Raw genomic sequence first — 12,167 nt, forward strand, 5'->3', positions numbered from 1 at the left:
CCTTTAAAGGATTTTTCTGCGTCCTCTGCGTACCCTTTGCGTCCTCTGCGTCCGGTATCTGGTTTCTGCAGTTCCTACAGCACCGTCCGATCCCGATCCACGGCCTCCTCCAGCGCATCGACGAACATCGCCGGCACGTCGAAGCCGGTCTGCTGCGTGATTTCCTGGAAGCAGGTCGGGGAGGTGACGTTGATTTCGGTGAGGCAGTCGCCGATCACGTCCAGGCCGATCAGCAGCAGGCCCCGTTCGTTGAGCAGCGGGCCGATCGTCTCGGCGATGTCGCGGTCACGGTCGGAGATCGGCTGCGCCACGCCCTTGCCGCCGGCCGCCAGGTTGCCGCGGATCTCGCTGCCCTGCGGGATGCGCGCCAGGCAATACGGCACCACCTGCCCGCCGATCACCAGCACGCGCTTGTCGCCCTGCGTGATCTCCGGCACGAAACGCTGCACCATGATCGTGGTCGCGCCATGCTGGTTCAGGGTCTCGATGATCGAGCCCAGGTTCAGCCCCTCGGGACCGACGCGGAAGATGCCCATCCCGCCCATGCCGTCCAGGGGCTTCAAGATGATCTCGCCGTGCTCCTCGTGGAAGCGCCGCACCTCGTCGGCCGACCGCGTGACCAGCGTGGGGCTGACGAACTGCGGAAACTCCATGATCGCCAGCTTCTCCGGGTGGTCCCGCAGGGCCGCAGGCCGGTTGAACACCTTGGCGCCCTCGCGCTGCGCCTGCTCCAGCAGGTGGGTGGCATAGAAATACTCGCTGTCGAACGGCGGGTCCTTGCGCATGATCACCGCGTCGAAGTCCTTCAGCGGCCGCACGCTGGTGTGGCGCACCTGGAACCACTCTTCTTCCGCGCCGGTGAGCGTGATCTCGCGGATTTCCGCGTGCACCAGGTCGCCGGAGCGCCAGGTCAGGTGGCGGGGCTCGCAGGCGGCGATGCGGTGGCCGCGCCGCTGCGCCTCGCGCATCATCGAGAAGGTCGTGTCCTTGTAGATCCTGAAGACCTCGAGCGGGTCGGCGACGAAGAGGATGTTCATTGCACCTGACTTTGGCACAAAACGGAAACCCTCAGATTTCGACCTTGGATCCCAGTTCGACGACCGAGTTGTTCGGCAGGTTCAGGAAGTCCGCCGCGGCGCTGGCGTTGTGGTGCATCTGCGCGAACAGCTTCTCGCGCCAGCGCGCCATGCCGCCGCCGATGGTGGGCACCACGTTGTCGCGCGAGAGGAAGTAGCTGGTGGTCATGGGATCCAGCTCGCAGCCCCGGTTGCGGATCTGGTCCAGCGCGCGCGGCACGTCCGGGTCGTTCTTGAAGCCGTAGTGCAGCGTCACCTGCCAGCAGTCGTGCCCCAGCGGCTCGATCTCGGCGCGGCGGTCCAGGCCGATCCACGGCACCTCGTGGTTGCGCACCGTCACGAACAGGTTGTGGTTGTGCAGCACCTTGTTGTGCTTGAGGTTGTGCAGCATCGCGTTCGGCACCGTGCCGGGCTCCGCGGTCAGGAACACGGCGGTGCCGGGCACGCGCACCGGCGGCTGCGAGAAAACCGATTCCAGGAAGCTCTGGAGGTCGATCGCGTCGGTCTTGAGCTTCTCGTTCAGGATGTTGCGGCCGCGCTTCCACGTGGTCATCAGCGTGAAGATGCAGCCGCCGATCAACAGCGGAAACCAGCCGCCCTCGAGAAGCTTGAGCATGTTGGAGCTGAAGAAGGCCAGGTCCACCACGAAGAACGAGCCGGTGGCGGCGATGCACAGCGGCAGCGGATAGTGCCAGCCGTAGCGGATCACGAAGAAGGTGAGGGTGGTCGTGATCAGCATGTCCAGCGTGACGGCGATGCCGTAGGCCGAGGCCAGCGCGCTGGAGGAGCGGAACATCACGACGGCCACGACGATCGCGACGAACAGGCCCCAGTTCACCGCCGGCACGTAGATCTGGCCGGTATCGCGCACGCTGGTGTGCTGCACGTTCAGGCGCGGCAGGTAGCCCAGCTGCACCACCTGCTTGGTCACGCTGAAGGCTCCCGTGATGAGGGCCTGCGACGCGATCACCGTCGCCATCGTCGCCAGCAGCACCAGGGGCAGCAGCGCCCATTCCGGGGCCATCAGGTAGAAAGGGTTCTTGACCGCCTCAGGGTTCGCCAGCAGCAGCGCGCCCTGTCCGAAGTAGTTGAGCGTGAGCGCCGGCATCACGGCGGTGAACCAGGCCAGCCGGATCGGCTTCTTGCCGAAGTGGCCGAGGTCCGCGTAGAGCGCCTCGGCGCCCGTCACGCACAGCACGACCGCGCCCAGGATGATGAAGGTGGTGCCCGGCTGGTGCCACATGAAGGACAGGGCATAGCCCGGCCAGAGCGCCTTCAGGATCTCCGGGTGGCGCAGGATGTGCGAGACGCCCAGCACCGCGATCGTCATGAACCACACCAGCGTGATCGGGCCGAAGAACTTGCCGATGCCGCTGGTGCCGCGCTTCTGCACGGCGAACAGCATCAGCAGGATCACCAGCGTGAGCGGGATCACGTATTCCTTGAAGCGCGGCGAGACGACCTCAAGGCCCTCGACGGCCGACAGCACCGAGATCGCGGGCGTGATCACCCCGTCGCCATAGAACAGCGAGGTGCCGAAGATGCCGATGATCAGCAGGCGGTGGCGCAGCTGCGGCCTGTCCTTCACCGCCTGCGAGGCCAGCGCCAGCATGGCGATCAGGCCGCCCTCGCCGTTGTTGTCGGCCCGCAGCACCAGGACGACGTACTTGATCGAGACGATGACGGTCAGCGTCCAGAAGAAGATGGACAGCACGCCGTAGACGTTCGCCGGCGTGAACGGCACGTGGTGCCCGCCGAAGACTTCCTTGACGGCATAGAGCACGCTGGTGCCGATGTCACCGTAGACGACACCGATGGCGCCGAGCGTGAGCGCCGCAAGGGAGGATTTCGAGTTCTGCACGAACAGCCCCGTCCCGGACAGTAGGGATCCGGCAGGGTCTTGAACTTGGGACCGCTATTGTGCGCCCGAGCCCGATACCGGTTGGGTGAATGTTGCCATGCAACAACTCGGGCTCGCGGCGGCTGTCAGTCAGTCATAGGTTTCGGCGTCCGGATCCGTGGCTTCCAGTTCGTAGCTCGCGGCGAGCATCGCCAGGCGGCCGATCACGCCGTACATGTAGAACCGGTTCGGTGCGCTCGCGCCCGGCTTCTGTCCGGGCTGAGGTAAGCGCGTACTCTCCGCAAAAGCCAGCGGGACGAAGGTGGCGCCCGGGGCGTTGAGGTTCTCGTCGATGGCGCGCTCGGGATGGACGCGGTAGAAGCCGCCCACCACGTAGCGGTCCATCATGTAGACCACCGGCTCGGCCACGGCCTCGTTGATGCGCTCGGCGGTGAGCACCCCTTCCTGGATGATCACGTCGGTGATGGCCTTGCCGCCCTTGACGACCGGCCGCTTGTTCCTGGGGATCTCCCGCAGGCGCTCGAGGTCCTTGACGTCGCGCACGGTCATGATGCCCATGCCCTCGCTGCCGTAGTCCGCCTTCACGATCACGAACGGCTTCTCGTTGATGCCGTATTCCTTGTACTTCTTGCGCACCTTGGCCATGAGCGCATCGACGTTGGTGCGCAGGCACTCCATGCCCTCTTCCTTGCCGAATTCCAGCTCGCCGCAGCGGTTGAACAGCGGGTTGACCAGCCAGGGGTCGATGCCCAGCATCTTGCCGAAGCGCTTGGCGACGTCCTCGTAGCTCTGGAAATGGCGGCTCTTGCGCCGCACCGACCAGCCCGCGTGCAGCGGCGGCAGCAGGTACTGCTCGTGCAGGTCTTCCAGGATCCCGGGGGCGCCGGCCGTGAGGTCGTTGTTCAGCAGGATGGTGCAGGGGTCGAAGTTCTTCAGGCCCAGGCGCCGCTTGGTGCGCACCACCGGTTCGAGCGTGACCGGATCGTCGTGCGGCAGCTGGATCGTGGTCGGCTTCTTGATGTCGGGGTCGATCGAACCCACCCGCACGTTCAGGCCGGCCATGCGGAAGATCCGCTGCAGCTGCGCGATGTTGCTCAGGTAGGAGCTGCCGCGCTTGCCGTTCTCCGGGATGATCAGGAGGTTCTTGGCTTCGGGGCAGATCTTCTCCACCGCGGCCATGGCCGCCTGCACGGCCAGCGGCAGCATCTCGGGCGTGAGGTTGTTCCAGCCGCCCGGGTAGAGATTGGTGTCGACGGGCGCCAGCTTGAAGCCGGCGTTGCGGATGTCCACCGAGCAGTAGAAGGGCGGCGTGTGTTCCATCCATTCGAGGCGGAACCAGCGTTCCACCGCCGGCATGGACTCGAGGATGCGCTGCTCGAGCTCGTTGATCGGGCCGGTGAGGGCCGTGATGAGATGCGGAACCATGCGGCCTGGGCCTCGTTCTTCTGTGGCTCTGGGCGGACGCCCAACCCCGGGATTCTAGGAGCTGAGGGCAACCGCGGCGGTTGCAAGAGGCTGGCTCAGCCGCGCACTTCGCCGTTGCCCAGCACGATCCACTTCAGGGACGTGAGGCCCTCGAGGCCGACCGGCCCGCGCGCATGGAACTTGTCCGTGCTGATGCCGATCTCCGCCCCCAGGCCGTATTCGAAGCCGTCGGCGAAGCGCGTGCTGGTGTTGACCATCACGCTGGCCGAATCCACCTCGCGCAGGAAACGCTGCGCGTGCACGTGGTCGCGCGTGAGGATCGCGTCGGTGTGGTGCGAGGAATAGCGGTTGATGTGGGCGATGGCCTCGTCGATGCCGTCGACCACCTTCACGCTGATGATGGGCGCCAGGTATTCCTCGGACCAGTCCTGCTCGGTCGCGTCCTGCACGTCGGCGCCCGGCACCTGCCGCAGGATCGCTTTCGCTTCGGCGTCGCAGCGCATCTCCACGCCCTTGGCCGCGAACACCGCGCCGATCTTCGGCAGGAATGCGCGCGCCACGCCGTGCGCCACGAGCAGGCCCTCGCTGGCGTTGCAGGGGCTGTACTTCTGGGTCTTGGCGTTGTCGGTGACCTTGACGGCCAGTTCGAGGTCGCAGGGATCGTCGACGTAGGTGTGGCAGTTGCCATCCAGGTGCTTGATCACGGGCACCTTGGCCTCGCGGGAAATGCGCTCGATCAGGCTCTTGCCGCCGCGCGGGATGATCACGTCCACCGATTCGGGCATGGCGATCAGGCGGCCCACCGCCTCGCGGTCGGTGGTCTGCACCAGTTGCACGGCGTCGGCGGGCAGCCCTCCCTCGGCCAGCGCCTGCTGCACCAAGCGGGCGAGCGCCTTGTTCGACTCGATCGCCTCCGAGCCGCCGCGCAGGATGCAGGCGTTGCCGCTCTTGATCGACAGGCTTGCCGCCTCGATCGTGACGTTGGGGCGGCTCTCGAAGATCATGCCGAACACGCCGATCGGCACGCGCATCTGGCCGACGCGGATGCCGCTGGGCTGCTGCTTCATGCCGATCACCTCGCCGATGATGTCCGGCATGGTGGCCAGCTGCTCGCAGCCGATGGCCAGCGTCTCGATGATCTTCGGGGTGAGCTTCAGGCGATCCACCATGGGCGCGGCCAGGCCGGCGGCGGTGGCGCGGGCTATGTCCCTGGCGTTGTCCGCCTGCAGGGCTTCGCCGCTGGCGCGCAGCAGCGCGGCCAGGGCCCGCAGCACGTTGCTCTTCTCGGCCGCCGACGCCGAAGCCATGCGCGCGGACGCCTGCCGGGCCTGCAGGCCCAGGGTGTGCATGTACTCGGAGACGTTCAGGGCGTTCATGGCCCTGATTATCCGGTTTTGTTCCCTCCCCCTCCGGGGGAGGGTGAGGGTGGGGGCTCTCCCTCTCCCGCTTGCGGGAGAGGGCCGGGGTGAGGGTGCCCGGTCAGCCGCCGCTCAGGTTCGAGCCCCGGAGCGCCCCCACCCCCACCTCCACCCCGACAAAAAGGCAGGCCTTTTTATCGGGGGCCCCGGAGGCCTCCCCCGGAGGGGGAGGGAGCAACCGCCAGGCACAGGTCCATCGCCAGCCGGTGCAGTGCCTGCCACCCCTCCGTCGGCCAGCCCGGCTCCTTCAGCCCCTTCACGATCCCGTCCACCACGTGCGCGGAATGCAGCAGGTTGTCCAGCACCGTCGGCGCCAGGCGCGGCAGCACACGCTCGAACAGCTTTTCCTTCACGCCCCATACCCGCTGCTCCCGCAGCGCCATGGGCAGCGGCCGCCCGGCGGCCATCGCGTCCTTCACGCGCTTGAGCGAGCGGATGTCCTCCGCCAGCGTGTAGTGCACCAGCACCGTCGCCTCGCCTTCGGCCTGCAGGCCATCGAGCATGCGCTGCACGCGCGCCGCATTGCCGGCCAGCACCGCCTCGGACAGCTTGAACACGTCGTAGCGCGCGACGTTCAGCACCGCCGTCTCGACCTGTTCGAAGCGCAGCTCGCCGGCCGGATAGAGCAGCGCAAGCTTCTGGATCTCCTGGTAGGCGGCCAGCAGGTTGCCCTCCACCCGGTCGGCGAAGAACTGCAGCGTGCGCTGGCCTTCCTCGCCGCTGCACACGCGCTGGCCCTGCTGCGACAGGCGCTGCGCGATCCACTGCGGCAGCGCGCCGCGCTCCACCGGCGGCAGCTCGATCGCCACGCCGTTGCCCTCCAGGGCGGCGAACCACGCCGTCTTCTTCGTCTGGAAATCGAGCTTGGGCAGCAGGACGAGCGTCAGCGTGCTGTCGTTGCCCGCCGCCCCTTCGGCGATCTGCTGCAGGGCCGCCCCGCCGTCCTTGCCCGGCTTGCCGGAGGGAATGCGGACCTCGACGATCTGCTTGTCGGCGAACAGGCTCAGCGACCCGCCCGCGGCGAGCACCGCGCTCCAGTCGAAATGCGCGCCGGCCACCGTGTGCACGGTGCGTTCCGTATAGCCCTGCACGCGCGCCGCCGCGCGGATGGCATCGGCCGCCTCCTGCACCAGCAGCGGCTCGTCGCCGTGCAGCGTGTACAGGGGCCGCAGCCCCTTCTGCAGGTGTTGCGCCAGTTGCGCCGCGGCTAGTTGCATGGATGCAAGTTTAGCGGGGGAGAAAAGCGGACAGCCGGACGCAGAGGACGCGAAGGGTACGCAGAGGACGCAAAAAAGACCAAGAAAACTTTAGAAGGTTTTCTTTTGCGTCCTCTGCGTACCCTTTGCGTCCTCTGCGTCCGGAAGTTGGTTGTTGCTTGTTGCTTGTCGGATCGCCTAAACCGTCGCCTTCACCCCGTTCGCCGACCCCGCTCGCGTCCCCAGTCCCAGCTCCTGGTGCTTCTCCCGCGCGACGCGATGGAAGATGTCCACCGCGCGGTCCATGAGGTCGAAGGTGATGGTCAGCGGCGGCGCGAAGCGGATCACGGTGTCGTGCGTTTCCTTGGACAGCACGCCGTTGGCGGCCAGGCGCTCCACCAGGTCGCGCGCGGTGGTGCACGACGGCTCGATGTCCACGCCGATCCACAGGCCGCGCCCGCGCACGTCGCGGATCAGCGGCGCGACTTGCGCCTGCACCTCGCGCAGGCGCTGGAACAGGTACGCGCCCTTCTCCGCGCAGTGCTCCACCAGGCCCTCCTCCTGCAGCACCTTCAGGCCCTCCAGCGCCACGGCGGCCGCCAGCGCGTTGCCGCCGAAGGTGGAGCCGTGGCTGTTCGGCACGAAGACCTGCATCACGCGCTCGTCGGCGCAGAAGGCGCTCACCGGCAGCAGGCCCGCGCCGAGCGCCTTGCCGAGGATCAGCGCATCGGGCCGGATGCCCTCGTGCTCGAAGGCGAACCACTTGCCGGTGCGCCCGAGGCCTGCCTGCACCTCGTCGTCGATCAGCAGGATGTCGTTGCGCGTGCACCACTCGCGCAGTTCCTGGAAGAAGCCCGCGGGCGGCACGATCACGCCGGCCTCGCCCTGGATCGGCTCGATCAGCACCGCGCAGGTGTGCTCCGTGGCGGCGGCCTTGACGCTGGCCATGTCGCCGAAGTCGAAGTGCTGGAAGCCGTCGCAGAAGGGGCCGAAGCCCGCGCGGTACTCCACCTCGCTGGAGAAGCCGACGATCGTGCTGGTGCGGCCATGGAAGTTGCCGCGCGCCACCAGGATCTTCTGCATGCCGTCGGGGATGCCCTTGATGCGGTGGCCCCAGCGGCGCGCGCACTTGATCGCGGTTTCCACCGCTTCCGCGCCGGTGTTCATCGGCAGGGCGCGCTCGAAGCCCGTGACTTCGCTCAACTTTTCCAGCAGAGGGCCGAGCGTGGTGCCGTAGTAGGCACGGGACATCACGGCCACCTTCTCCAGCTGGCGGTGCGCCGCGGCGACGATGCGCGGATGCAGGTGGCCGTGGCTCACCGAGGAGTACGCGCTCATCATGTCGATGTACTCGCGGCCCTCCACGTCCCAGACCAGGCAGTCCTTCGCGTGGTCCACCACCACCGGCACCGGCGCATAGTTGCGCGCGCCGTGGCGGGCTTCCTGCTGGATGAAAGACTGCGAGGCAGGGGTTCCGGTGGCATCCATGCGACAGCTCCCGACGACGTTTCTGCAAGATGGGGCCGCGGCAGGGCACGCGCAAGCACGCCGGAGCGGCATCTGGTCGGAAGGTTCGCACCGGCCGACCGGCGCGGCTGTAGGAGGCGCCGGGGAGGCCGTGCAGGCCCCCCGAGGACAGCCCGTCCGGCTGTGTCTTACAGGGAACGGATGGCGGCCAGGCGCCGCATGAGCTGCTGGACCAGGTCGGTCTGCATGTCGCGGTACAGGAGGGCCTCCTCGGCCTCCTTGGCCAGCACCGCCGCTTCGTTGAAGCTGATGTCGCGCTGCTGCAGCAGTTCCGTGTCCGGGATCAGCTCCTTGCCCTGGCCGGTGCGCAGGCGGAAGTGCACGCGCGTGCGCAGCTGGAACTCGCGCACCTGCCCGCTCGCGTTCAAGCCCACCACCACCTTCTCGCGCAGCTCCGTGGGCACATCCAGCACCACCCGCGCCTTCGCCATGTCGGTGCCGGCCGGCAGCACGCGCACGCGGCCATCGGCCGCCAGGCTGCGCCGCAGCTCGCCGGCCAGCGGCGAGCCGGCCGGCGCGTTGATGGCGATCGAATCGAACACGAAGTCCGGCGCCTGGCGCAGCTGGAAGCCGCAGCCGGCCAGCAGCGCCGCGGCGACCGTAAGCACGAGGCGACGCTTCATACCACCACGTTGACGAGGCGGCCCGGCACCACGATCACCTTCCTGGCGGCGGCGCCGTTGGCGAACTTCTCGAAGGCTTCGCTCGCCAGCGCGATCTTCTCGATCTCCGCCTTGTCCGCGCCCGCGGGCACCAGGATGGAACCGCGCATCTTGCCGTTGACCTGCAGCACGAGTTCGACCTCGTCCTGCTTCAACGCGCCCTCGTCCACCCGCGGCCACGGGGCATCGAGCAGGTCGCCCTGCGCGGAGGCATAGCCCAGCTCCTGCCACAGCGCGTGCGTGATGTGCGGCGTGACCGGGTACAGCACGCGCAGCAGGATGCCGAAGCCTTCGCGCAGCGCGGCGTCCGCGCCGGGCTCGCCCGCGCCCTTGAAGTCCTCCAGGGCGTTGAGCATCTTCATCGCGCCGGAAACGACGGTGTTGTACTGCATGCGCTGGTAGTCGTAGTCCACCTGGCGCAGCACCATGTGGATCTCGCGCCGCAGCGCCTGCGACTGCTTGCCGGTGGGGGCGGCCGGCGCGGCGGGCGCCAGCCCCAGCTTGACGCCGAAGTTCCACACCCGGCGCAGGAAGCGGTAGCTGCCTTCCAGCGCGGCGTCGTTCCATTCCAGCGTGGCTTCCGGCGGCGCGGTGAACATCGTGTACAGGCGCGCGGTGTCGGCGCCGTACTTCTCGATCAGGTCCTGCGGGTCCACGCCGTTGTTCTTGGACTTGGACATCGTGGTCCAGCCCTCGTACAGCACCGGCTGGCCGTCGGCCTTGGCCGTGGCGGAAACCACGTGCGCGTGCTCGTCGCGCACGATGTCGAGTTCGTGCGCCCAGTAGTACTGCTTGCCGGTGACGGTGCGCGAGAAGGCCTCGTTGAGCACCATGCCCTGCGTCAGCAGCTTGGTGAACGGCTCGGCGATCTTCACCAGGCCGACGTCGCGCATCACCTTGGTCCAGAAGCGCGCGTACAGCAGGTGCAGGATGGCGTGCTCGATGCCGCCGATGTACTGGTCCATCGGCATCCAGTACTGCGTGCCCTCGGCGACCATCTTCCGGTCGTTCTTCGGGTCGCAATAGCGCATGAAGTACCACGACGAATCGACGAAGGTGTCCATCGTGTCGGTCTCGCGCCGCGCCGGCTTGCCGCACACGGGGCAGGAGCAGGCGAGGAAGTCCTCGCGCTTGTTCAGCGGGTTGCCGGTGCCGTCGGGCACGCAGTCCTGCGGCAGCACCACCGGGAGATCCTTCTCCGGCACCGGCACGGCGCCGTGCACGTCGCAGTGGATGATCGGGATCGGCGTGCCCCAGTAGCGCTGGCGGCTGATGCCCCAGTCGCGCAGGCGCCAGGTGACCTTCTTCTCGCCCAGGCCCTTCTGCTGCAGGTGGTGCGCCACGGCGTTCACCGCGTCCTGGTAGTTGAAGCCGCTGAAGATGTCGGAGTTGATCGTGACGCCGTTCTCCTTGTCGGCGTACCACTCCTGCCACTTCTTGTAGTCGTATTCCTCGCCGTCCACATGCACCACCTGCACGATCGGCAGGCGGTACTTCAGCGCGAAGGCGAAGTCACGCTCGTCGTGGCCCGGCACGCCCATCACGGCGCCGTCGCCGTAGCCCATGAGCACGTAGTTGCCGACCCACAGCTCCACCGGCTCGTGCGTGATCGGGTGCGTGACCTTCAGGCCGGTGGGCATGCCCTCCTTTTCCTTCAGGGCCAGTTCGGCTTCGGTGGTGCCGCCCTTCTTGCATTCCTCGATGAAGGCGGCGAGCTTCGGATTGGTCTTCGCGGCCTGCGTCGCCAGCGGGTGCTCGGGCGCCACGGCGCAGAAGGTCACGCCCATGATCGTGTCGGCGCGCGTGGTGAACACGTACATGCGGCCGTCGCCGATCAGGCGGCCGTCGTCGCCCCGGATGTCATGCGGGAACGCGAAGCGCACGCCCTCGCTGCGGCCGATCCAGTTCTCCTGCATCAGCTTGACGCGCTCGGGCCAGCCGCCCAGGTCCTTCTGCACGTAATCGAGCAGCTCCTGCGCGTAGGCTGTGATCTTCAGGTAGTAGCCGGGGATCTCGCGCTTTTCCACCACCGCGCCGGTGCGCCAGCCCTTGCCGTCGATCACCTGCTCGTTGGCCAGCACGGTCTGGTCCACCGGGTCCCAGTTCACGACCTGGGTCTTGCGGTAGGCGATGCCCTTTTCCAGCATCTTGAGGAACAGCCACTGGTTCCACTTGTAGTAGCTCGGGTCGCAGGTGGCGATCTCGCGCGACCAGTCGATGGCCAGGCCCATGGCCTGCATCTGGCCCTTCATGTACGCGATGTTCTCGTACGTCCACTTCGCCGGCGGCACGCCGTTCTTCAGCGCCGCGTTCTCCGCCGGCAGGCCGAACGCGTCCCAGCCCATGGGCATCAGCACGTTGTAGCCGTTCATGCGCAGGTAACGCGTCAACATGTCGTTGATCGTGTAGTTGCGCACGTGCCCCATGTGCAGCTTGCCGGAAGGGTAGGGCAGCATGGAGCAGGCGTAGAACTTCTTCCTGCGCGTGTCTTCCGTGACACGGTAGGCATCCCGCGCGGTCCATTCGTCCTGCGCGGCGCGCTCGACCGCCAGGTGGTTGTACTTTTCGTCCATGTTGGGGAATTCTATTTCGCGGGTTCCGCGACGAAGCCGATCCGGCTCAGGCCCGCCTTGTGGGCCACGCCCATCACCTCGACCACCCGCCCGTAGGGCACGGTCTGGTCGGCGCGCAACTGCATCTCCGTCTCGGGGTTCTGCTTGGCCGTCGCGGTGAGCTGGTCGGCCAGTTCCGCCGCGGTGACGGGCTTGTCGTTGAGGAAGACCTGGCCGCCGCGGTCCAGCACCACCGTGACGAAGCGAGGGGCGTCGCCGGGCTGCGTGCCCTCGGCGCGCGGCAGGTCCAGGCGGATCGAGCTGGCCAGCAGCGGCGCAGTGATGATGAAGATCACCACCAGCACCAGCATCACGTCCACCAGCGGCGTGACGTTGATGTCGCTCAGCGGCGGATCGCCCTGGGTCCGCTCGAGCCGGCCGAACCCCATA

9 protein-coding genes are annotated in these 12,167 nt (G+C 67.4%); all 9 read right to left on the reverse strand.

Features of this window, described 5'->3' with window-relative positions; translation table 11 throughout:
- Window positions 1–74 precede the first annotated feature (74 nt).
- On the reverse strand, window positions 75–1,037 hold the full coding sequence (gene gshB / locus WG923_RS29530; RefSeq protein ID WP_340354617.1) for a glutathione synthase: 963 nt from the start codon (window positions 1,035–1,037) through the stop codon (window positions 75–77).
- 31 nt (window positions 1,038–1,068) lie between these two features.
- A complete protein-coding gene (locus WG923_RS29535) occupies window positions 1,069–2,937 on the reverse strand; it encodes a potassium transporter Kup (protein WP_340354618.1) in 1,869 nt (622 codons plus the stop codon).
- A 129-nt stretch (window positions 2,938–3,066) separates the two neighbouring features.
- On the reverse strand, window positions 3,067–4,362 hold the full coding sequence (gene gshA, locus WG923_RS29540; protein ID WP_340354619.1) for a glutamate--cysteine ligase: 1,296 nt from the start codon (window positions 4,360–4,362) through the stop codon (window positions 3,067–3,069).
- A 95-nt stretch (window positions 4,363–4,457) separates the two neighbouring features.
- A complete protein-coding gene (locus WG923_RS29545; RefSeq protein ID WP_340354620.1) occupies window positions 4,458–5,738 on the reverse strand; it encodes a glutamate-5-semialdehyde dehydrogenase in 1,281 nt (426 codons plus the stop codon).
- 176 nt (window positions 5,739–5,914) lie between these two features.
- Window positions 5,915–6,997, reverse strand: coding sequence for a DNA polymerase III subunit delta (gene holA / locus WG923_RS29550; RefSeq protein ID WP_340354621.1), 1,083 nt, complete (start codon window positions 6,995–6,997; stop codon window positions 5,915–5,917).
- A 177-nt stretch (window positions 6,998–7,174) separates the two neighbouring features.
- A complete protein-coding gene (rocD, locus tag WG923_RS29555) occupies window positions 7,175–8,464 on the reverse strand; it encodes an ornithine--oxo-acid transaminase (RefSeq protein ID WP_340354622.1) in 1,290 nt (429 codons plus the stop codon).
- Between the two features lie 167 nt (window positions 8,465–8,631).
- Window positions 8,632–9,126 carry an LPS-assembly lipoprotein LptE gene (locus WG923_RS29560; RefSeq protein WP_340354623.1) on the reverse strand — a complete coding sequence of 165 codons (495 nt, stop codon included), beginning with the start codon at window positions 9,124–9,126 and terminating at the stop codon, window positions 8,632–8,634.
- Complete coding sequence (gene leuS / locus WG923_RS29565; protein ID WP_340354624.1) at window positions 9,123–11,738, reverse strand: leucine--tRNA ligase; 2,616 nt, start codon at window positions 11,736–11,738, stop codon at window positions 9,123–9,125. The genes WG923_RS29560 and leuS overlap by 4 nt, the downstream gene beginning before the upstream one ends.
- Before the next feature lie 11 nt (window positions 11,739–11,749).
- Complete coding sequence (locus WG923_RS29570; protein WP_340354625.1) at window positions 11,750–12,166, reverse strand: ExbD/TolR family protein; 417 nt, start codon at window positions 12,164–12,166, stop codon at window positions 11,750–11,752.
- Window position 12,167 lies beyond the last annotated feature (1 nt).

This window comes from Ramlibacter sp. AN1133 (assembly GCF_037890035.1).
Lineage (GTDB): Bacteria > Pseudomonadota > Gammaproteobacteria > Burkholderiales > Burkholderiaceae_C > Ramlibacter.